At 64.0% G+C, this 21582-nt stretch carries 22 protein-coding genes and 1 pseudogene; 17 read left to right on the top strand and 6 right to left on the bottom strand.

The genetic code is table 11. The features are described from left to right. The first annotated feature begins 206 nt into the window (after positions 1-206). Positions 207-1019, top strand: a complete 813-nt coding sequence (locus OPIT5_17175; protein AHF91692.1) for a disulfide bond chaperone — start codon at positions 207-209, stop codon at positions 1017-1019. A gap of 106 nt (positions 1020-1125) precedes the next feature. Then, entirely contained in the window at positions 1126-1737 is a 612-nt protein-coding gene (locus tag OPIT5_17170; GenBank protein AHF91691.1) for a crossover junction endodeoxyribonuclease, read from the top strand. Between the two features lie 182 nt (positions 1738-1919). Here OPIT5_17170 and OPIT5_17165 read toward each other — a convergent pair whose 3' ends face one another. Continuing rightward, positions 1920-3173, bottom strand: a complete 1254-nt coding sequence (locus OPIT5_17165) for a porin (GenBank protein AHF91690.1) — start codon at positions 3171-3173, stop codon at positions 1920-1922. Between the two features lie 367 nt (positions 3174-3540). Here OPIT5_17165 and OPIT5_17160 point away from each other — a divergent pair, with 367 nt between their 5' ends. Both OPIT5_17160 and OPIT5_17155 read left to right on the top strand, forming a co-directional pair. After that, complete coding sequence (locus tag OPIT5_17160) at positions 3541-3729, top strand: hypothetical protein (protein AHF91689.1); 189 nt, start codon at positions 3541-3543, stop codon at positions 3727-3729. 137 nt (positions 3730-3866) lie between these two features. After that, entirely contained in the window at positions 3867-4319 is a 453-nt protein-coding gene (locus tag OPIT5_17155) for a hypothetical protein (protein ID AHF91688.1), read from the top strand. Positions 4320-4448: 129 nt separating this feature from the next. On the opposite strand, the gene OPIT5_17150 is transcribed toward OPIT5_17155, so the two are convergent. Next, complete coding sequence (locus OPIT5_17150; GenBank protein ID AHF91687.1) at positions 4449-5480, bottom strand: hypothetical protein; 1032 nt, start codon at positions 5478-5480, stop codon at positions 4449-4451. 116 nt (positions 5481-5596) lie between these two features. On the opposite strand from OPIT5_17150, the gene OPIT5_17145 reads away from it, so the two are divergent. The 6 genes and pseudogenes from OPIT5_17145 to OPIT5_17120 all read left to right on the top strand — a co-directional run bounded on the left by OPIT5_17145 (position 5597) and on the right by OPIT5_17120 (position 10793). After that, on the top strand, positions 5597-6718 hold the full coding sequence (locus tag OPIT5_17145; protein ID AHF91686.1) for a peptide chain release factor 1: 1122 nt from the start codon (positions 5597-5599) through the stop codon (positions 6716-6718). 16 nt (positions 6719-6734) lie between these two features. Further along, positions 6735-7697: a protein-(glutamine-N5) methyltransferase gene (locus tag OPIT5_17140; protein ID AHF91685.1), complete on the top strand. Its 963-nt coding sequence runs from the start codon at positions 6735-6737 to the stop codon at positions 7695-7697. A gap of 67 nt (positions 7698-7764) precedes the next feature. After that, complete coding sequence (locus OPIT5_17135) at positions 7765-8319, top strand: peptidoglycan-binding protein (protein ID AHF91684.1); 555 nt, start codon at positions 7765-7767, stop codon at positions 8317-8319. An 84-nt stretch (positions 8320-8403) separates the two neighbouring features. Continuing rightward, entirely contained in the window at positions 8404-8985 is a 582-nt protein-coding gene (locus OPIT5_17130; protein AHF91683.1) for an NUDIX hydrolase, read from the top strand. 202 nt (positions 8986-9187) lie between these two features. After that, positions 9188-9390: pseudogene (locus OPIT5_17125) on the top strand (hypothetical protein). Next, positions 9387-10793, top strand: a complete 1407-nt coding sequence (locus tag OPIT5_17120; protein ID AHF91682.1) for a hypothetical protein — start codon at positions 9387-9389, stop codon at positions 10791-10793. The pseudogene OPIT5_17125 and the gene OPIT5_17120 overlap by 4 nt, the downstream one beginning before the upstream one ends. An 88-nt stretch (positions 10794-10881) precedes the next feature. Here the strand turns inward: OPIT5_17120 and OPIT5_17115 are convergent, their stop codons facing one another. Further along, a complete protein-coding gene (locus OPIT5_17115; GenBank protein ID AHF91681.1) occupies positions 10882-11481 on the bottom strand; it encodes a Ni/Fe hydrogenase in 600 nt (199 codons plus the stop codon). Positions 11482-11900: 419 nt separating this feature from the next. Here OPIT5_17115 and OPIT5_17110 point away from each other — a divergent pair, with 419 nt between their 5' ends. The 3 genes from OPIT5_17110 to OPIT5_17100 all read left to right on the top strand — a co-directional run bounded on the left by OPIT5_17110 (position 11901) and on the right by OPIT5_17100 (position 15358). After that, the gene (locus OPIT5_17110; GenBank protein ID AHF91680.1) at positions 11901-12785 is read left to right on the top strand and encodes an acetylglutamate kinase; all 885 of its coding nucleotides are present in this window, start codon (positions 11901-11903) and stop codon (positions 12783-12785) included. 73 nt (positions 12786-12858) lie between these two features. Continuing rightward, positions 12859-14073 carry an acetylornithine aminotransferase gene (locus OPIT5_17105; protein AHF91679.1) on the top strand — a complete coding sequence of 405 codons (1215 nt, stop codon included), beginning with the start codon at positions 12859-12861 and terminating at the stop codon, positions 14071-14073. Between the two features lie 367 nt (positions 14074-14440). Then, the gene (locus OPIT5_17100; protein AHF91678.1) at positions 14441-15358 is read left to right on the top strand and encodes a phosphoribosylaminoimidazole-succinocarboxamide synthase; all 918 of its coding nucleotides are present in this window, start codon (positions 14441-14443) and stop codon (positions 15356-15358) included. 183 nt (positions 15359-15541) lie between these two features. On the opposite strand, the gene OPIT5_17095 is transcribed toward OPIT5_17100, so the two are convergent. Next, positions 15542-16132 (bottom strand): hypothetical protein, encoded by a 591-nt coding sequence (locus OPIT5_17095; protein ID AHF91677.1) that lies wholly within the window; start codon positions 16130-16132, stop codon positions 15542-15544. Between the two features lie 118 nt (positions 16133-16250). Next, complete coding sequence (locus tag OPIT5_17090) at positions 16251-16424, bottom strand: membrane protein (protein AHF91676.1); 174 nt, start codon at positions 16422-16424, stop codon at positions 16251-16253. Positions 16425-16668: 244 nt separating this feature from the next. Between OPIT5_17090 and OPIT5_17085 the strand changes: the two genes are divergently transcribed. Further along, a complete protein-coding gene (locus OPIT5_17085; protein ID AHF91675.1) occupies positions 16669-17433 on the top strand; it encodes a hypothetical protein in 765 nt (254 codons plus the stop codon). On the opposite strand, the gene OPIT5_17080 is transcribed toward OPIT5_17085, so the two are convergent. Further along, positions 17366-18292, bottom strand: coding sequence for an AraC family transcriptional regulator (locus OPIT5_17080; GenBank protein ID AHF91674.1), 927 nt, complete (start codon positions 18290-18292; stop codon positions 17366-17368). The genes OPIT5_17085 and OPIT5_17080 overlap by 68 nt on opposite strands. A 108-nt stretch (positions 18293-18400) precedes the next feature. Between OPIT5_17080 and OPIT5_17075 the strand changes: the two genes are divergently transcribed. From OPIT5_17075 to OPIT5_17065, 3 genes are all read left to right on the top strand, one after another. Further along, positions 18401-20101, top strand: a complete 1701-nt coding sequence (locus tag OPIT5_17075) for a hypothetical protein (protein ID AHF94475.1) — start codon at positions 18401-18403, stop codon at positions 20099-20101. A 71-nt stretch (positions 20102-20172) separates the two neighbouring features. Then, on the top strand, positions 20173-20952 hold the full coding sequence (locus OPIT5_17070) for a hypothetical protein (protein AHF94474.1): 780 nt from the start codon (positions 20173-20175) through the stop codon (positions 20950-20952). 19 nt (positions 20953-20971) lie between these two features. Then, positions 20972-21562 carry a hypothetical protein gene (locus OPIT5_17065; protein AHF91673.1) on the top strand — a complete coding sequence of 197 codons (591 nt, stop codon included), beginning with the start codon at positions 20972-20974 and terminating at the stop codon, positions 21560-21562. Positions 21563-21582 lie beyond the last annotated feature (20 nt).

The raw sequence follows: 21582 nt of genomic DNA, 5'->3' as shown, positions 1-21582 counted from the left end.
CACGTCCCCGCAGACGCCAAAAGGACGCTTTCTCCACTCCACGGGCCAGAAATTCCGCCGGATAATCAGTGGCAGGGGCAGCGCAAATGCAACAAGGCGGGGCAGCATGCCTCCTCCTCGAAAAGGCCTCTGCTCCTTGTCCGGGGCACGGGAAACGCTATCGTCAGACGGTACGGGGCAATCCTTGCTCCGCACCCGTTTCATTCATGTCCGCATCCACTCCCGTCGACCCGTCCGAATCCGGCATCGAGCTGCGCACCGATTTTGTGCGCGGCCGCAACGCGCTCGTCGCCCGCGCAGTGTTTACCGAGCTGTATGTCGATTATTACCTGCACCTTGGAAAGTGGAACCTGCACCCCGCCGAAAAGATCGACGCGATGTTCAAACGCGCCCTCGCCGGCTTCGTCCTGCACTGCGCCTCGCGTCCGTGGAACGAGATGACGGCATGGACGATCAACTTCCAGTCGCCGCTCGTGAACCTGTTTCTCACCGGCGACAACGAAACCGGCGCCGTGACGGGCCGCGCCTTCACCGAGGACGTGAAGGTGCTGCCCGAAAACCTGTTTTACGCCGACGTCGTACGCGGTCGCCAGCCGCGCCGGCGCAGCACGGTGAGCTTCCGGGGCGAGGACCCGCTGGTGGCCGCGGAGGCGTTTTATGCGCAAAGCGAGCAGCGCCCCGCCCGGTTTTTCCAGCTCGACGAGGAAGAATTCGCCCTGGTCGGCGAACACCCGGATTGCGATGCGGCGTGGTTTGCAGACCTCACGCCCGAACGCGTGCGCGACCTCGCGCAGACCGAAACCGTCGCTCCGCTGGAACGACGCATCTACCGCTGGCATTGCGGCTGCAACCAGCGGCGCATGATGGAGGTGCTCGACCCGGTCATGCGCAGCGACCCCGACAGCCTTTTCGGCGATGCCGAGACGATCCAGATGCAATGCCCCCGCTGCGCCGCGCGCCACACGATCACCCGCGAGGCGATGGAGGCCTTCGTCGCGGGCGATCACCGGGCGGAGTAGACCCCGCGCCGCCCGCCCGGCCTGCCCTTCCCTCCCCTTCCCGCGGCTCTCCCGCAAACTTCAAGCTTCCTTGCCGCCTGCCATCCGTGCTTGAACTGCCCGCCTCATGGCACGGCTTTCGGTCAGACAGATGTGGGCGGCAAAACTGGCGGGCAAACCGCTGCCGGCTCCGTCCGCGGTGCCGTCCAACGGAGCCGCCACCGCGGCGCAGGCTGCCTTCACCGCGCACCGCGTGCCGTTCAGCGGCCAGGTGCTCGGCATCGATCCCTCGCTGCGCGGCACCGGGCTCGCCCTGGTGGAATTTGCCCCCGGCCGTTCGCCCGTGCTCCTGCGCTGCCAGACGCTGCGGGTCCCGGCGCGGGTGCCGATGTCCGGCGCGCTGGCGGAAATTCACCGGACGGTGACATCGTTCATCGCCGATTTTTCCGTGCGCCACGTGGCGCTGGAGCAGACGATCTATGTGCAGAACTTCCAGACGGCGCAAATCCTCGGCGCGGCGCGCGGAGCGGCCATCGCAGCCGCGGCGGTGATGGGAAAAGACATTTTCGAATACGCGCCGCTCCGCGTAAAACAGGCCGTGGTCGGCGCCGGCCGGGCCAGCAAGGAACAAATGGCCCGCACCGTCATGGCGCTGCTCGGCCACGGCCGCCCGCTGGCAAGCGACGAAGCCGACGCCGCCGGCGTGGCGCTCTGCCACGCCTACACCTGGCGCGAATGACACGCGCCCCGCTCCTGTCGGTCCGTCACCGATCCCCAACTACAAACTGCCAATTTCCAACTACAAACCTCCCCGGCTCCGCCGGCCCCAAAAAAAATCGCCGGCCAGAGGGACTGGCCGGCGACGGGTTTTCAGGGATGAGGGAAGCGGCGGTGTCTGGCACAACCGGAAACCCGGCGTAATCAGAACGACAGTTCGGTGCGCAGGCCGAGCACGAGAGCGTCGCGATCACGGTCATCGGCGAAGGCCGGGTTGATCACGTACTGGATGTCCCCCTGGACGGACCAGTAGCTGGTGATCTGCGCGCGGTAGGTGAGCTCGATCGTGAACTCGTTCTTGTTCTGCGCGTCTTCGGCGGCGGCATAGTCGCGGCCGAGTTTTGTCCACGAAAGAGCGGCGCCGGCCACGTCGTCCGGACGGCTGGCGAAGGGCGCGAACCAGTTGATGCCGGCGTCAGCGTAGATGAAAACCGTGGCCACATCCTGCTGCGGGGTCACGCCCGCGCGCCAGAACGCGCCGAGCTTGACGGTCTCCGCATCGGCCATGGCGAGGGCGAGGTCGTGCACCACGTACACGTTGTAGACGGTGGACTCGGTGCCCTCGCCGCCGTTGTTGAGACTCTTGAAGTCTTCGAAATCCTTCGTGTGCAGCGAGCCGCCGAGCCTGAAGGTCGAGGGTTTGCCCGCGATGTCGAAATTCACCGCGCCCTCGGTGAAGACGAGGATGCCGCTGCTCGACAGGCTCTTCCAGTCGAAACCGTGGTTGCCGTGCTCGTCGTCACCGGGGCCGCCGAGGTAGATGCCGGTCTGCCAGGAGTAGCTTTCGTTGGGCGTCCAGTTGAACCAGATGCCCGGCGAGGCCACCGGATACGCCGCGTAGGCGCCACCCTTGAAGGCCGGCGACGGGCCGACGATGGACGGCATCGCCCCGAAGGAGGAATTCATGAACAGCCCGGAATATTCGGAGCCCATAAAATCGTCGTCGGCCGCGATCTGGCCGATCTTCAGGTCATAGATGCCGTCCTTGAAACTCTGCTGGTAAAAGACGTTGAACATGCGCCAGCCATCGCCGGCGAAGTTGCCGCTGGCCGGGTTGGCGGAGCCGGTGTCGGCGAGTTCGCCGCGGCTGTCGCGCGATTCGCGGGCATGACCCTGGACGACGATTCTGGCCGTTGCCGGGCCGCCGAAAGCGCCGAGATCGACCTCGAAGCCGAAGTCGAAAAACACGTTCCAGAGGTTGCCGTGCTGATTACCCCCGGTCGGGATGTTCCAGGCTTCTCCGGTCACGGTGAGCCAGGGCGTGATGCCCTGCTCTTCGAGCCAGATGCGCGGACCCCATTTGGCGAGAGGGGCGTCCGAAACGGCTTCTTCCTGGGCGATGGCCGGTGCGGCCAGAACTCCTGCAGCGAGCAAGGAGACGAGTGCTGGTTTCTTCATTGGTTTTTACAGGTTGAGGGAGAAAAACCCGCCGCATTCGCACTGGCTTGAACATAGGGACCAACAAACCGGCCGACTGGACCAACAGGCTTTTCGAAAGCCGAGGCTTATGAACATGAGACTCCATATCAAATCATAACCCGATGGCATCCAATATATAATGATCTCTTACAGGCCCGTTCAGAATTCGTTCACGCCCATCCCTGGCCTCTCCCGACAGCAAAACGCACCGCGCCGGCAGACCGGAGCGGTATCTCATTGTCTTATTGAGACTGCGACGCAATCACAAACAATTAAAAATTAACAACTTATGTTGACAGGCAGAAGGCATTCCCTACCTGTTGAGACTGTAAGGAGAATTCACACCATGAGCACTACAACCGTTACCAAATCCTGCGCCTCGTGCGCTCACTGGAAATCTGCCGGCGCCAAGGGCGAATGCCGTCGTCATGCCCCCCAATCGATCATCTTCAAGGTCGAACCGGGTGTGCAGTACGACGCCAAGTTCCCCGTGACCAAGGCCGAAGACTGGTGCGGCGATTATACCGGCAAGTAAGCCGGTTCTTTCCTTGGCGGGAAACCGTCGGGAAAACGCCACATTCTGCGAAAAACAGGGTTTCCGGAAAAATCCGGGCCCTGTTTTTCTTTTGACCTGCGACTGAGAACAGGTCTCAGTCTTTATGTTTTGCAGTCATGAAACACGAGGCACCGAAAAGCGCGACCACCTTTACCATCACCGACAGCGAGATCGACGAAGTGCTCGGTCCTGTCGCCCGGGCGCTGCCTTCGCAAGCCGACCTGATTCTCGACATCCGCGAAGCGGCCCGCGCCCGGCGTCATCCGGGCTCGTGCGTGCGGTGCTTTTTCCAGCTCGCCGCGGCGGCCGCCCCGCAGCCGGCCTGGCTGGAAAAACTGCGCACCTGGCTCGAACAGAATATCGAAATCGTGGCCCGCAATGCGGATGCCTCCGGCTCCGGCAGCGCAGGCAGCGACGGCGACGAAAACGGCCGTGTGCTGGAACTCCTGCCGCTGGAACTCTCCGGTGAAGACCTCGAGACGTACTGCCAGGAAGTGATGGAGCGTTTCCACTACGATCGCGCCCACCCGGCGCCGGCGGTGGAAATGGAATTCCGCTACCGGACGTAACGGAGCGGCGGCATTCCTGCCGCTGCGACGAGGCGCGTCAGCGCCTCGCCCGGTGCCTCACCGTCCGGACCGGCGACGCTTCGCGTCGTCAGCAGCGGGATTGGCAGAAAAATTCCGCCGCTCCTGCTCCTACAAAAACGTCTCCTGATGCGGTCCGCCCTTGGCTGCGGCTGCCCGCGCGACGTCCTCGGGCGTCGGATTCAGGTGGCGGGGCGGTTTCGACACGCGCCGCGCCACGGCCGCCTCGCGGTCGGCCACGATCCGGTTGCATATCGCCTGGACGTGCAGCCGCAGCCACTGGTCGGTGCTGGAGCCTTCGGTGTAATCGGCCGGGCCGTAGTGATCGATACGGCCGTCGGAGCGCAGCCGGTCGTTCTGCGCGAACTCGTCGGGGCGCTTCGGATTGTAAACCGCGTAGCCGCGACCGCCGCCTTTCTTGACCACGGAAAAGCTCGGGATATCACTCGGCCCGTCGGCGATGTAGATCATGTTCTGGAACGGGATGCGCCGGTCCTCGGGGCTGATGTTGGCGTTCACGTCGATCGCCGGGTTTTTGTTGGTGCCCTTGTTGATCTCGAAAAGCGCGCGGGTTTTGGTGGTGTTGTCGATCACCATGCCGATCTGCGCGATGAGCGCCTCGGTCGCGTTGAAGTCGTCGAACTCGCCCTGCCGCAGGAAACCGGGCCGGAGCGGATTTTCGATAAACTCGCATCCCCACACGCCGTCGATGTGGCCGGCGATGGCGCTGCCGCGGATCATCTCCGCCAGCCCTGTGCTCACCACGTAGTGTTCGAGCTGGATCTCGTGTTTCCCGTACTCGGGACGCTCCCGCACCCAGTCGCGCGAGCGGGCGAAAAACTCCGGGATGCCGGGATAAAAACGGATGTCGCCGCCGCACTCGCGGAGCACGCGGTTGTTGAGCCCGGGCATCTCGCCGGCCAGCACGCAGGTGAGCAGGTGGTTGAGGTAGGCGATCTCGCCCGAAAGGTGGTAGCCGCGCCGCTTGTAGTGCTCCACGAGGCTGTTGGTCTCGGCCCAGAACGTGGTTTCGTTGACGCCGTAGCGCCGGAAGAGCGGCGCCTGCATGTATTCCGGGATGAGCGTCTTGTCGAAATCCCAGATGCACGCGATGATGTTTTGAGTGAAAAGCGTCGTGGCCATTGGCGGAGAAATGCGGATTGCGGAATGCGGAGCGCGGGCTGAAAAAAGGCCGCGTCGTGCGTCATAACCGGTTGCATTTGCTGGCCCGTTATTCCGCATTCCGCAATCCGCATTTCATGCCGTCTCTTCCCGACATTTCCCTTTTCCGCCGCCGTGCCGACGAACTCGACGCGCGGATGCGCGATCCCGCCTTTTACACCGACGCCCGCGCCGCCGCCGAGGTCACCCGCGAGCACCAGCGTCTGTCGCAGCTCCTGGCCGACCACCGCGCCTGGCAAAAAACCGACGCCGAAATCACCGAAGCCCGGGCTCTCCTCAAGGACCCCGCCGCCGACGCCGACCTCCGCGAGCTGGCCGAGGCCGAACTGCCCGAGCTGGAGGCGCGCAAGGAGACCCTTTTCCGCGAGGTCCTCGCCGCGATGATCCCTCCCGAGCCGACCGATTCCCGCAACACCGTCTTCGAAATCCGCGCCGGCACCGGCGGCGAGGAAGCCGCGCTTTTCGCCGCCGAACTCGCCCGCATGTACCAGCGTTACGCCGAAGAGCGCGGCTGGACCGTGGAGCCCACCGGCACCAGCCCCAGCGAACGCGGCGGCTTCCGCGAAGCGAGTTTCCTCATCCGCGGCCAGGACGTCTACAAGCAGCTCAAGTTCGAGAGCGGCGTCCACCGGGTACAGCGCGTGCCGCTCACCGAAGCCAACGGCCGCATCCACACCTCCACCGTCACCGTCGCCGTGTTGCCCGAAGCGGAGGAAGTCGACCTGCGCATCGACCCGCAGGAACTCGAGATCACCGTGCAACGCGCCAGCGGTCCCGGCGGCCAGGGTGTCAACACCACCGACTCCGCCGTGCGTATCCTCCACAAACCTACCGGCATGATCGTCTATTGCGCCGACGGACGCTCCCAGCAAAAAAACAAGGCCAGCGCCATGGCCGTGCTCCGCGCCCGCCTGCTCCAGAAAAAGCAGGACGAGGAAGCGGCCAAATACGCCGCCCAGCGCCGCGGCCAGATCGGCACCGGCGACCGCAGCGAACGCATCCGCACCTACAATTTCCCGCAAAGCCGCCTCACCGACCACCGCATCGGCCTCACCCTCTACAGCCTGCCCCAGGTCATGGAAGGCGCACTCGACGACGTGGTCGAAGCCCTGCGCAAGGCCGAGTTCGAGGAAAAACTCGCCGCCCTCACCGGCCAACCGTACGACCGCCGCCGCTCCGCCACCGCGGACGACGACTGAACAGTCTCCCGCGCCCATGCTGACCCTCCTCGACATCCTCCAGAAAACCACCGCGTTTTTCACCGACAAGGGCGTGCCCTCGCCCCGGCATGACGCCGAGTGCCTGGTCGGCCACGCGCTCGGCCTGAAACGCATGCAGCTCTACCTGCAATTCGAGCGTCCGCTGAAAGAACCGGAGCTCGAAACCATCCGCGCCCTCGTCCGCCGCCGCGCCCGGCGCGAGCCGCTCCAGCATATCCTCGGCGCCGTCGAATTTTCCGGTCTCACGCTCAAAACCGATCCCCGCGCCCTCATCCCGCGACCGGAAACCGAGTACCTCGTCGAACTCGTCATCGAACGCCTCTCGCCACCGACGCCTCCCCCTCCTCCCGCGGCTTCTTCCGACATCCCGGCTGCCGATGCCGTCGCTCCCTCCGACGCCCCGCCCTCCGCGCCGTCCGCATCCGCCTCCCCCCTCCGCATCCTCGATCTCGGCACCGGCACCGGCGCCATCGCCCTCGCTCTGGCCCGCCGCTATCCTGACGCCTCGATCATCGCGACCGATACCAGCGACGACGCCCTCGCCCTCGCCCGCGAAAACGCCGCCGCGCTTTCCCTTGCCGGCCAGGTGACGTTTCTCCGCTCCGACTGGTTCGCTGCGCTCCCGCCCCCGTCACCCGCCACCGCGTTCGACCTCATCGTTTCCAATCCGCCCTACCTTACCGACGACGAGGTCGCCGCCGCCGAGCCGGAAGTCCGCGATCACGATCCGCGCGCCGCGCTCGTGGCGCCCGAAGCCGGCCTCGCCGACCTGCGCGTCATCATCGACCAGGCCCGCCCCCGTCTCGCCCCCGGCGGACTCCTCGCGCTCGAAACCGGCATCGCCCATCATGACGCCTTGCTCGCCCTCGCCGACGAGCGCGGTTACACCGCCATCGAGTCCGTCCGCGACCTCGCCGGACGGCCCCGGTTCTTCTTTGCGAGGGCTCCAAATCCATAAAGTTACTTCTCTGCTTGAATTACCCGCCTCCTGCGCCTACCGATTCACTCCCAACTCTTACACCTTCATGGACACTATTTCTCGCGACAGTAACGGCTCCAGCTACCTTCCGGTGGCCGGCGTCATCCTTGGCGTCATCGGCCTTGTGCTTGGTGGCGTTGCTCTTGCCAAAGTATCCACCATCAACAAGCAGCTTGTCAGCCATGGTGATATCGCCTCCCGCGCCTCCGCCGCGGAGGACCAGGCGCAGAATGCTACCGCCCTTGCCAGCCAGGTGGACAAGCGTGTCGACGGAGTCCAGCGCGACACGGCCACCGCCTTCCAGAATGCCGGCGCCGCCATCCAGGACATCCGTGGCGAGATCGTGAAACTTCAGGAAGCCGTCTCCCGCCGCCCCGCCCCCGCCGCAGCCGCGCCCACCGCCGGTAACCAGCAGACCGGCTCCGCCGCCCGCACACCCGCCGTCGCCGGCGCCGACGAGTACATCGTCAAGAGCGGTGATACCGGCACCAAAATCGCCACCGCCAACGGCGTGAAACTCGCCGACCTCATGGCCGTCAACCCCGAGGTCAACTGGAACCGCCTCCACGTCGGCCAGAAACTGAAGCTTCCCCAGCGCTGATCTCCCGCCCTTTTAGCCACAAGATTCGCGTCGAAACCATTTTCGCCTCCCCTCTTCGTCGAGGGGAGGCTTTTTTGTGTGCCGATGCAACCGCCCGAAGAACTCGCCACCACACCGCTTCCGCCCCGCTGGGAACGCCTCGACCAGCGCACGCTGGCGAGCACCCGCGTCTTCGATTTGCAGAGTGTGCGCTTTCGCCACCCGCGTCGCGCCGTGGAGCGTGATTTCGTTGTCATCGACGCACCCGACTGGGTCAACATCGTCGCCCGCACGACCGACAACCGCATCGTCCTCGTCAACCAGTTCCGCTACGGTTCGGACGGATTCTCGTGGGAGATCCCCGGAGGCATCATCGAGCGCGGCGAGGATCCCGTCGTCGCCGGCCTGCGCGAGTTGCAGGAAGAAACCGGCTATGGCGGCGGCAAGGCGCGGCTGCTCGGCAGCATCCGCCCGAATCCGGCGATCATGAACAACCATTGCCACTTCGTGCTCGCCGACGGCGTCGAGCCGCTGCACGCGCAGGCCTGGGATGCCGACGAGGAACTCCAGATGGCGCTGCTCCCGGCCGACGACGTCTACACGCTCGCCCGCACCGGCGGTATCACCCACAGCCTGACACTCTGCGCTCTGTTCCTGTACGAACCGCTCCGGCACGCCGTCCCGTAGCCCGCATATTTCACACGTTTTGTTTCCGGAAACGGGACCGCTTGCGCTGTAGGGGCTTCGCTTGCGAAGCCCGCGAACGGGATGGGAGGCTTCGTCCGGCTGGCGCGGGCGCCGCAAGCGGCGCCCCCTGGAGTTTGGCGCTGACTAGTTTTGCAGCAGGAAAGGCTTGATTAAATATCTAGTTATAATACTAGTTTCCTTCATGGGCTATCCAACCAAAGTTCAATGCATCCAGCGCAAGGAAACCGCGCAGTATTACATCAACTTCCCCGCCCCATCGCGCAGGCGATGGACTTCGCCAAGGGCGAGACGGTCGAGTGGACGATCCACGACAAGGGCCACCTGATCGTTTCCCGGCGCGAGGTTCCGCCCGATCCGGTCCCGGTAAAAAAAAAGCGTCGTTGAGCGAAGCCTTCGATTCCCTGCTCGACGGGCTGGCCCCCGCCTTCGGCTCGCCCGGGGATTTTACCCGGGCGCGCACCCAGTGGCTGGCCGGTCTGCTTAATCTGGGTCGCCACACGGTGACCGGAGCCCTGAGCACGGCCGGGGCGCAACACCGGGACTGGTCGGCGCAGTATCGCCTGCTGCAACGCCTGCCGGTCGATCCGGTCTTCGCGCACGTGCAACACGAGGCGCTGGCGGCCACCGATGCCGCCCGGCCCTGGGTGGTCGCGCTGGATGACTCCATCACCCGCAAAACCGGCCGCTGCATCCCCGGCTGCGGCTGGCGCAAGGATCCGCTCGGCCCGCCGTTCAACCTCAACTTTGTCTGGGGCCAGCGTGTGCTGCAGTTCTGCGCGGCCCTCCCCGCCGCCGACGGTTCGGCCCGGCTGGTGCCGGTGGACTGGCAGGAGGCCCCGCTGCCCAAAAAACCTTCGCGCCACGCCGATACCCGAACGCAGAAGGCCTACGTCGAGGCCCGCAAACAGGCCAACATCAACGAAGTCGCCGCCGGGCGGATGGCGCACCTGCGCACCGCGACCGCGCGCCCTATCCACTGGGTAAGCGACGGACGCTTCACCAACCGCACGGTGTTGCGCCAGCTGCCGGAGAACACCGTCCTGATCGGCCGGGTGCGCAAAGACACCGTGCTCTACGCGCCCTGCCAGGCGCGGCCCGGCAAAAAGGGACGCCCCCGCAAGTATGGCGACACCCTGCCCACGCCGGAACAGTTGCGCACCGACCAGACCGTCGGGTGGAGCCGGGTGCCGGCCTTCGCGGCGGAAAAGCGCCACGATTTCAAGATCAAAACACTGGGGCCGGTGCTGGCCCGTATCACCGGAGTCGATACCTTGGTCCGGGTGATGGTGATCGCCCCCCTGGGCTACCGGTTGAAAAAAGCAGGCAAGCTGCTCTACCGCCAGCCTGCCTGCCTGATTTGCACCAACCCGGACGTGCCGCTCGAAGACATCCTGCAGGAATACCTCTGGCGCTGGGACATCGAGGTGAACTTCCGGGATGAAAAGTGTCTGCTGGGCGTAAGCGAGGCACAGGTCAGGGAGCCGGAGGCGGTGCGCCGCCAGCCTGCCTGCGCGGTGGCCGCGTATGCCCTTTTGCTGCTTGCCGCGCATCACACCTATGGCGCGGACAAACTGCCCCCGTCGGTGCCCTTGGCCAAATGGCGCCGCCGCGAGCCCCCGCGCCGCGCCACCACCGGCTTGCTCATCAACCAACTGCGCGTCGAACTCTGGGCCCGCCACCTCCGCCGCGAGAGTTTATCCCACTTCTGCTCCCGCTCCTCCTCGAACACCAAGTCGCATAAACCCTCCACCGACCTCGCCTCCGCCCTGTTCTACTCCCATAACTGACTCTCCGGTCCGCCAAACTCCAGCGGGCGCCGCAAGCGGCGCCCCTGCATCGGCACGGCGTCGCCGGTCCGGCCCGCCTGTCGCCTCTTCACAGCGCAAACGCCAGCAACCCGCCCGCCGCCACGAGACCCCCGGCCACGCGGGCGATCACCGTCCGTTTTTGCAGAGCCATGCCAAGCGCCAGACCGGCCGCATGGAGTATCACGGTAGCCACTACAAACCCCGACGCATACGAAAATGCGCTCGCCGACGCCGGCATCTCCGCGCCGTGCGCCATGCCGTGGAAAATCGCAAACAACCCCGTCACCGCCATCCCGGCCGCAACCGGCAGCCGCACGGCGAATGCGATCAGCAATCCGAGCGCGAGCAACGAGGCCGCGATGCCCTGCTCGACGCCCGGAATGACAAACCCGGAAATCGCCACCACCGCCCCCGTCACCATCAGACCGACAAACGCCGACGGCACCAGCCAGCGCGCGCGACCCCCGAGAATCGCGGTCCAGAGCCCCACGGCCGTCATCGCCAGCAAATGATCCCAGCCGGTGAACGGATGTGCGAACCCGCCGCCGAAGTCCCAGGTCAGTTCATGCCCGCCGTCATGACCGGGATGGGCCTGCGCCAGCGCAGGCAGAACGACGAGACCAACAAGCAGAAATACGGAACGAAGCGGGAAGCGGGTGATTTTCATGGGAACGGATAGACACCAGCCGGAGAGCAATTTCCGGGCCAGCCTGTGTGGCGCGGGCGTCCCGCCCGCCGACGGCGAAGCCGCCGGATCGCCGTGGCACGGGCTTCCAGCCCGTGTTTCGTTGAGCGTCGAGGAGAGGTTGTCGCCACGTCCGTGTCGGACGCGCCTGCGCGCCCCTGTCGGCCCCGCCCTCTCCGGAATCTCGCTGTCCCCGGTGAGATTAGTGTGGAAAAACCGGCCGCACCCGCTTTACGCATGGACCCTGTTTTCCAGAACGTGAGCGTTTCCACTTCCGCCGCATATCAATCCGCCACAAAGCACCGCTTTGCAGCCACCGGCGTGTCCTCGTGACCGACGCGCATCCCCCTCCCCTCCCGCTCGCGCGCCAAGCCTTTTTTCCTATCCAGAAACCCGACCTGATGAACGTTGCCGAAATCACTTCCAAGGCGAAGGTCCTCCTCGAGGCCCTCCCCTATATCCAGGGCTTCCGCGGCTCCACCTTCGTAGTCAAATACGGCGGCAGCTTCATGGACGATCCCGATCCCGCCGTGCGCAACCGCGTGGCCTACGACATCGCCTTTCTCGCCGCCTGCGGCATCAATGTCGTCGTCGTCCACGGCGGCGGCAAGGCCATCACACGCGCCATGAAGGAGTCCGGCATCCAGGCGCAATTCGCCCGCAACGGCATGCGCATCACCGACGAAGCCACCGTCGGCATCGTCAAGCGCACCCTCAACGATGTCGTCAACAAGGATGTCTGCGATGCCATCGCTCTCGCCCGCGCCCGCCCCAAGGGCCTCCCCGGCGACACGGTCCTCGTCTGCGAAAAACTCACCATCGACGACGATGGCAACCCCGTCGATCTCGGTTACGTCGGCGAAGTCACCGAGGTAAAGGTGAAGCTCATCAAAAAAGAAATCGCCGACGGCAACATCCCCGTCATCTCGCCCGTCGCCGAAGGCCTCGACGGCAAACCCTACAACGTCAATGCCGACCTCGTCGCCAGCCGTGTCGCCGCCGCCATGCGCGCCCGCCGCCTCGTTTTCATGAGCGACGTCCCCGGCCTCCTTGCCGACCCGTCCAATCCCGATTCTCTCATCTCCACTCTGCGCATCGGCGACGTCGACGAGCTCAAGCGCACCGGCGTCATCGACAAGGGCATGCGACCGAAAGTCATGAGCGCCGTCCGCGCCCTCAACGAAGGCGTCCACCGCGTCCACTTCATCGACGGCCGCCTCCCCCACTCTCTCCTTCTCGAAATTTTCACCGACCGCGGCATCGGCACCGAAATCGTCCACACCTAGGCCTCCGCCTTCGGTTCCGTCAGTTTCAGATCAGAAATTCCGGAAACCGGATTCCCCGCATTCTGCACTTCCCATGTCCACCATCACGCAAGTCCGCACCACCACCGCCGAGCTCTACGATGCGTATGTCCTCAGGAACTACGGTCGCCCCGCCCTCACGCTCACGCGCGGACGCGGCGCGCACGTGTGGGACGACACCGGACGCGACTACCTCGACTTCACCTCAGGCATCGCCGTCAGCGCGCTCGGGCATTGCCACCCGCACTGGGTCGCCGCCGTCCAGCGCCAGGCCGCCGAACTCATCCACGTCAGCAACCTCTTCCGCAATCCCAACCAGGGCGAACTCGCCCGCCGCCTCGTCGGTTACGCCGGCCCCGGCCGCGTCTTTTTCTGCAACAGCGGCGCCGAAGCCAACGAGGGCCTGATCAAACTCGCGCGCCTTCACGGCGTGAAGCGCGCCGGCGGCGAGGAAGGCAGGATTTTCAAGATCATCTGCGCCAAAAACGCCTTCCACGGCCGCACCTACGGCGGCATGAGCGCCACCCCGCAGGAAAAAATCCAGCACGGTTTCCGCCCGCTCGTCCCCGGCTTCGCCTTCGGCGAACTCAACAACCTCGCGTCCTTCGAAGCGCTCGTCGACGACCAGACCGCCGCCATCTTCATCGAGACGATCCAGGGCGAGAGCGGTATCAATCCTGCCACGACAGAATTCCTCCACGGCCTGCGCGACCTCTGCAACCGCCACAACCTCCTGCTCCTCCTCGACGAGGTGCAATGCGGCATCGGCCGCACGGGCAAGTTCTACGCCTTCGAGCATGCCGGCATCCGGCCCGATGCCATCGGCATGGCCAAGGGGCTCGGCGGCGGCATGCCCATCGGGGCGGTCTGGATCGGCGAAAAATCCGCCGATCTCTTCCAGCCCGGCATGCACGGCACCACCTTTGGCGGCACCCCGCTCGCGTGCGCCGCCGCCCTCGCCGTCCTCGACGTGATCGAGAAAGAAAACCTCCTCGACGCCGTCACCCGCCACAGCCCGGCGTGGCACGCCGCTCTCCGCCAGCTCGTCACCGATTTCCCGCAAAAGGTCGCGGCGATCCGCGGCCAGGGTTACCTCGTCGGCATCCAGCTCACATCCGATCCCGCGCCCTTCGCCGCCGCCCTGCGCGAGGCCGGCCTGCTCGTGCCGCTCTCCGGCAACAATGTCTTCCGCCTCCTCCCGCCGCTCACCGCCACGCCCGCCGAGCTCGCCCGCAGCATCGGGATCATCCGCAGCGTGCTCCAAGGCTGATCTCGCTTCGTCGTCCCCGGTAACGCGAAGCCTGAACTCCATTTTTTGAATCACGGATTTTCACGGGGCGGCAGAGCGGCAACCGAAGAGAGGGAGACCGCTAAAGGTCGCTAACGGTCGCTAAAAACCGGACAATCGGAAAAATCCGGTTTAGCGTCCGTTAGCGTCTTTCAGCGGTTTATTCAAAATGATCCTGTTCCATAGGGAGATCATACGCTTTGGCGCACGATTTTTCAGCATAGTTTCAGAGACAAGATAAGTACTTCAAAGAAGAAGCTTTCATCCGTGTAATCCGTGGTCAGGAAATCCACCCAAAACACTGGCAAAACCCGCGCACTCCTTTTTTCTATCCGTTTTCCATCATCCAATGACCTCTGCCGAAATCGCCAACGCCCTTCCCGCCCAGGCCGTCACCTCTATCGACGGACTTCCGTTTCCGAAAATCGCCACCGGCAAAGTTCGTGAGAACTTCGATCTCGGCGACGCCCTCCTCATCGCCGCGAGCGACCGCCTCTCCGCGTTCGACGTCATCCTCCCGGACGGCATCCCGGGCAAGGGCATCATCCTCACCCAGATCAGCAACTGGTGGTTCGCCCAGGCCGCGCAGGCCGGCATCATCGAAAACCACCTGCTCCCCGACCAGGCAGCCGAGTTCGCCCGCCGCGGCATCACCAGCCGCGACATCCAGCTCCGCTCGATGATCGTCCGCAAGCTGAAGCCCCTCGCCATCGAATGCATCGTCCGCGGCTACCTCGCCGGCAGCGGCTGGTCCTCCTACAAAAAGACCGGCGAAGTCTGCGGCCACCAACTGCCCGCCGGCCTTCGCCAGGCCGAACGACTCCCCTCGCCGCTCTTCACCCCCACGACGAAAGCCCCCAAGGGCGAACACGACGAGCACATCAACGACGAACAAGGCGCCGCCATCGTCGGACCCGGACTCTACGAAAAGGTCAAGACCGCCAGCCTCGCCCTGTACCAGCTCGGGCACGACAAGGCGGCCAAGGCCGGCATGATCCTCGCCGACACGAAATTCGAATTTGGCACCGACGCCGCCGGCAACCTCGTCCTCATCGACGAAATCCTCACGCCCGACTCCTCGCGCTACTGGCCTGCCGACGAATACGCCCCCGACCAGTCGCCGCCGAGCTACGACAAGCAGTACGTCCGCGACCACCTCCTCGCCATCAAGTGGGACCAGAAGCCCCCCGCGCCCGCGCTTCCCGCCGAAGTCATCCGCAACACGCAGCAAAAATACCTCACCGCGCTGAAAAACCTGCTCGGCTGATTCTGCCGATGCAGGGGCGTCGCTTGCGACGCCCGCGCCAGCCGGATAAAGCCCCTGCAGGACAGAGGCGCGTTCATGCGGCACCTGTCTGGCGGAGCGGCGGGGACGCCGCCGCTCCATCGCCAAACGGATACGGCACGCGCGTCCCTGCAATCCCGGCCATTTCGGGATACCGGCGGCCTGTCACATCATGCCATCTCCCCCGCCCGGAGTGACTGGCGCTGGGGGCGCATCATCGTCAGCAGTCCTGGCATCCCGAAACGCTTTCTGAAGATCATCCCAGGACTGGCGCACTTTCGCCTTGGCGGCATCCCATGTCTCCGCGGACGCATCGCCGAGATCGGCGACGCTGGCGCGGAAATTGTCCGCCGCCTTGTCCAGCCCCTCGCCAACGGCGGATGTGCCATCGGATGCCTTCGACTTGAGTCCGGCGATCGTGGTATCGGCCTCGTCCGCCACCTTGTCGAGCTTCGCCTTCAGCGCGGCACGCTCGTCCCAGGTAGCAGCATCGAGGTCATTGATACCCCCTTTCAGGGCATCCTTGGCGTCGTTATAGAGTTCCTTGCTTTTGTCTTTCGTAGCGCTCCACGCGTCCTGTGCGGTCTCCTTGGTGGCATCGACCACGTCCCGGGTTTTTTCCGACAAGGTCGGTTTGTCCGAGGGAGCGGTCGGCGGAGGCGCCGGATCGGAGTTACGATTGCAGGCGGAAGCGAGCAGCGCGGCGCCCAGGAAGAGCACGCCGGGCAACAGTCGTGTAACGGTATGTTTTTTCATTTTCTGTGTCAGGGTTGGTGAACGGACAGCGCAGGACCGGCCCGCGCTGCGTATGGCGGGAACACACGCGCCGTTGCGGCGCGTGGCAGAATGAAAAAGCGGCTTTGCCGAGCGGCCGCTAGACCGGCGGCTTGCCGCGAACAGCCCCGGCAATCGCCGAGACAATGAGCAACACGAGGAAGATGAAAAAGAGGATCTTCGCCACTTCCGCCGCCGCACCGGCGATTCCGGTGAAGCCCAGAATACCTGCGATCAGGGCGATGATAAAAAAGATGAGAGTCCAGCGTAGCATGGTAGTCCTTTCGTTTCCTTTTCGGATTCAGGGGAGATTCCCGGGCAGGTGAGTCTTCCTGACTGATACGCAAAGGACGGCGGAAACGCAAACGCGCCAGACAAAAGCTGTTTTCACGTCTGCACGCGGGTTTGCCTTTGCGACCCCGGCCCCGGCCCTGCAACCTCCGCCCCTCATGAGTCGGGAAACCTGTTATCGTTGTTTCTGGCCGAAGCCGCTTTGCTGGTGTCCCTCGATCCGGCCGATGCCGACGCGCACCCGGTTTGTGTTCCTCATGCACCCCAAGGAATGGAAGCACGAAAAAGCCGGCACCGGGCGTCTCACGCACCTTTGCCTGCCCGACAGCGTCATCCATATGGGCATCGCGTTCGACGAGCACGAGGAGGTGCAGGCGCTCATCAGCGATCCGTGCAACCACGCCGTCCTGCTCTATCCCGGTCCCGATGCGCTCAACCTTTCGCTTCCCCAGACCGCGCTCACCGCCGACACACTCGCCTGCGCCGGCCGCCGCCTCGTGGTGTTGCTGCTCGACGCCACCTGGGCCTGTGCTCGCAAGATGCTCCGCCTCAGTCCGACCCTCCAGCGCCTGCCGCGCATCATGTTCACACCGACCGCGCCGAGCCGTTTTGTCATCAAACAGCAACCGCAGGAGGGCTGCCTCTCCACGCTGGAAGCGACACACGAACTCCTCCTCGTCCTCGAACGCGCCGGGCTCGACACCTACGCGGAGCCGGACCAGCTCCTTTCGATTTTCCAGCGCATGCAGGATTACCAGATCACCTGTGCCGAGGATCCGGCGCGCGGCGGGTATCGGCGCCGCCCCTACACGGCCCCCGGCGAACGCAAACGCCCCGAAGGCCGGGGCGCCAACCGTCGCAAGTGGATCAGGCCTTCTCCGGCCACCGCACCTGCCACCGCCCCGGCTCCGGTGCCCGCTTCCCTCATCGCCCTCCCGCCAGCCGTAACTCCGGCGTCGCGTAGGCATGTTTCCGATACCGGTGCGGAGTGACACCGAACCGCCGCCGGAAGATTTTGTAGAAATGCCCGAGGTTCTCCAGGCCGCAGTCCGCCGCGATGTCGATGATCTCGCGTGAGGTCGTATTCAGTTCGTGGGCCGCGTAAGTCATCCGCGCCTCGTTGAGCACATCCGTCGGCGTCTTTTTCAGCAACCGCTGCACCTCCCGCGCCACATGTTCCGGGCTGCGTCCCGCCAGCCGCGCCAGTTCTGCCGTGCCGCCGCGAAAATGCTCCGGCTCCTGAATCCGCTTGCAAGCGACAGCCAGCCATTCCGGCAGCGCCTGCCGGGAATGCCGCGCGTTCACCAGCAACGCCATGACCCCGCTCAGGAATGCTTCCGCGCTCAACGCATCGCGTGCGCCTGCGTCGAGGTCATGCGCCATCGCGCGCAACCGCTCCACCTGGGCGGCATCGAGCTCGAACTCGCGCTTGCGGTGATCCGGTTCGGCAAACCACCGTTCGCCTTCACTGTTGCCACTACTATTGCCCCCGCCGCCAGCAGTCCTCCTTCCACGGCCCCGCATCCTGACCTCCGGAAAATGCCTCCTCCGCAACCGTTCCCACAACTCGCAGGCGAAGGCAAAATTGGCGAACCGCACAAACTCTCCCGGCCCCTTGCGTGCCGCCGAAAACCCGTGCGAGTCCTCACGCCGGATCAACACCAGCAGTCCCGGAAACAACCGCCGCTGTTCCCCGTTGATGACATGCACCCCCTCCCCCTCTTCGACCCAGAATACCTCGTGAAAAACATGTGTGTGCAGCGACGTGCGCACATCAATCAACGGATACTGCCACCATGCGAACCGGCACACATCGGAGGGGAAACGGAAAGAGTAGTCGATACGAGGCATGAGAGCTAAAAATCACCTGCCGAGGCAAGAAAGTCCGGCATCAATATAGCGTAAAAAAAAGCCGGTTAATCGGAAGATAAAAATCTCCGAACCGCGTAATCTGTTTCCATGAAACCACCCCCCGCCCTGCTCCTCCGGTTGTGCGCCGGATTCTCATTCACCCTCGCCTCCAGCCTGTTCCTCCACGCTACAACCTACACATGGACTGGAGAGGGAGACGATACCCGTTGGAATAACGTGGAAAACTGGGACGCCAACGGCGTTGCCCAATCCGGCACGGAAACCGGGATCATCCTCGCGAAATCCGGCAGCTATACCGTCACGCAAAACAGCGGCGCCGGGATGAGCTTCAACCGGCTCGTTATCTCCTCCGAAAGTGGCGTTGTTACGATTGCCGGGACCAACTCCTTTTCAACCAACGCCCCCACCGCCGACGGCTTTGCCGAACTCCAGTTGAACAACACCAACACCTCCAGTTGGAGCAACCAGCTCACGCTCAACCGTACCCTCCACTTCACGGGAACGGGCACAGGGCAGATGACCCTCAACGGCGTGGTGCAAGGCACCCAAGGCATTGTGGTGGATGCGGCGGGTGTTCTCGCCCTCACGAAAACCAACACCTTCCAAGGCGGTCTCACCGTCAAACGCGGGACCGTCACCCTGACGACTGCCGCCGCCGCCGGCACGGGCGCGATTACGATGGAAGGCGGCACGCTTCGCAACAGCACCAGCTCTGGCGTCGCGATGACCGAGCTCAATCAAGCCCTCAACATCTCCGGCAACTTCACGCTTGGGTACAACGGTACCCAACGCGGCTTCACCTTCACCAAGGCCGTCACCCTCACCGGCACGGACGCCCTGCGAGGCATCAACCTCATTGCCCAAAACAAGGCGACCGACCTGCTCATTCTCAACGGCGCAATTGGCGACGATGGCGGCAACAACGGCCTCAAATTCAGCAGCACGGGCACGGTGCGTTTCGGCGGCGCAGCCTCCAACACCTACACCGGCCAGACCCTGTTGTGGGGTCAGAATGTCAATCTCGTCCTCCAAAAAACCGACGGCGCAACCGCCATTGCCAGAGACCTCTATATCGGACACGGCACCGTCACCATCGAAACCGGTACACAGCGGGTCGGCGGCAAATTTTACTCGACCGACTATGCCACCAGCGACCTGCAAATCAACTCCGGCGCCACGCTCGCCGTCGCGGGCGAAACCGGTCTCGCCACTCGCTCCCTGACCACCGACAGCACCGGCGCCGCCGGCACCCTTTTGCTGGAAAGCTCCGCCACCCTCCACGTGAGCGATTACTGGACCGATCAGGAAAACGGCTTCTCCGCCGGACAACGCATCGCCGCCGCCGCCGCGCTCACCTGGGTCGGCTCCCTCACGCTCGATGGCGGCGCAACCCTCAACTTCGATCTCACCGCCGATCCGTCCGCATCGGACGGCATCATCCTGACCGGCGATGCCAGCGTCATCACCTTTTCCGATACCACCGGACTCGCCCCCGTCATCATCAACCTGAACGCGCTCGACGGCGCCGCCCTGGCCTCCGGCACAACCTATACGCTGCTCAGCGTCACCGGAGGCTTTGTGAACCTCGACGAACAAAACCTCGCCGAGCGCCTTACCCTCAACGCCAACGGCCTCGAAGGCACCTTTGCGCTCACCGCCAACGCCCTCACCTTCACGGTCACCTCCGCGATTCCCGAGCCCTCGACTTGGGTTTGGATTACGGGTGCTTTTTCCCTTCTGATCACCGTCGGACTCCGCAAGCACTTGCGCGATCTCCACATCAATTGACCGCCATCGTCTCGCGCTTATCCGGCGCGTTTCGCTCACCACCCAAACCCTGAACTCCAAACCCCACTATCATGATCATCAGGCCACGACCTGTTCTTCTTTCCCGGAGCCACAGCAAGGCGGCGTATCCGGTAAAAACTTCTCCAGGAGAGTCCATTACCCTGACCGCGTCCGCCGCCGCCTTTACTCTCATCGAATTGCTCACGGTAATCGCCATCATCGGTATCCTCGCCGCCCTCTCGCTTGTTGCCATCGGCCAGGTCCGCGAATCGGCCAACACCGCAAAATGCGCGGCTACCCTCCGATCTCTCGGCCAAGCCAACCTTCTCTGGATCGACGACCACAAAGGGACGCTCATTCCGTTCAGCCCCTCCGGCCAAGCCTGCTGGTCCAAATATCTCATCGACCAAGGTTATTTTTCCAAAGACCGCTTCAGCCTGCTTTGTCCCAGCCACGCGAAAAATGTCGCCGCTTTTGCCGACACCATAAAACCCCGCAGCTACCACCCGATCACGTTTATCTGGAAAGTCGGTACCACCAACGAAGATGGCACCACGACTTACGACGGCGGCGCCGCGCGCCTGTTCTCCAGCATTACCGTGCCCAGCAGAACCATCATGTTCACGGAGATGCACATCACCGATGTAACAAGCAGCGCCTTCGACCGGGAAAGGCTCTTCAACGGTGTCGGGAGCGACATTGTGCAGCCGGCGAACGGCAGCGTCGCCATGCGCAGCTTTCACAAAAATTACGGCAAGAACTTCGTGTTTTTTGACGGTCACGTGAAGTTTCTGAGCAACGAGCAAGTCATTGCCATGCGCTCTTCCGGCAAAGACCCCACCAGACCCTGACCCTCTTTCTTTTTCCGCCATGCGCATCCCCCTCCTCATCGCATTCACGTTCCTCGCCACTCTCGCCGCCTCCGGTCCAGCGCGACTCGCCGCCGCAACACCAACCTCCCCCCTCCCCTCGCTCGGCCTGCCTGCCGAAGGCAAGTGGAACTTCCACAATGGCCCGGAATATCCTGGCGCGAAAGGCAAAGTCACCCTCGCCGCTAACACCGACCCCGCGCTCGCCGACGATCCTCTCGTCCAAACCCTCGCCACCCTCTCCTACGACTTCACCAATGGCGGACGCTATGTGGCCGCTCACACCCCCACCGATATTCCCGATGGCACTGAAGAGATCCGCGTCCGCGTCACTTCCGCCGCCGCCGGTCCCGTCTCCATCCGCATCACGGATGCTACCGGTCAGACTCTCACCCTCCAGACCGCCTATACGCAGGAAGGTGAATGGCAGACCCTCCGCTTTCCCCTGACCGGGAAAATCAAAAACCACTTTGGAGGCAAAAATGACGGCAATATCCATTTCCCCATAAAAAAACTCGCCCTCCTCGTTCACAAAGGAGGACGAGCTACGCCAGCCGGCTCCCTCACCTTCACCAAATTCACACTCCTCTGATCCTCTCCCCCGTCACTCCA

The organism is Opitutaceae bacterium TAV5, assembly GCA_000242935.3.
In the GTDB taxonomy this organism is placed as follows: Bacteria; Verrucomicrobiota; Verrucomicrobiia; order Opitutales; family Opitutaceae; genus Geminisphaera.
The sequence above is the reverse complement of the archived record's forward strand: the minus strand, read 5'-3'. Positions and strand labels throughout refer to the sequence as shown.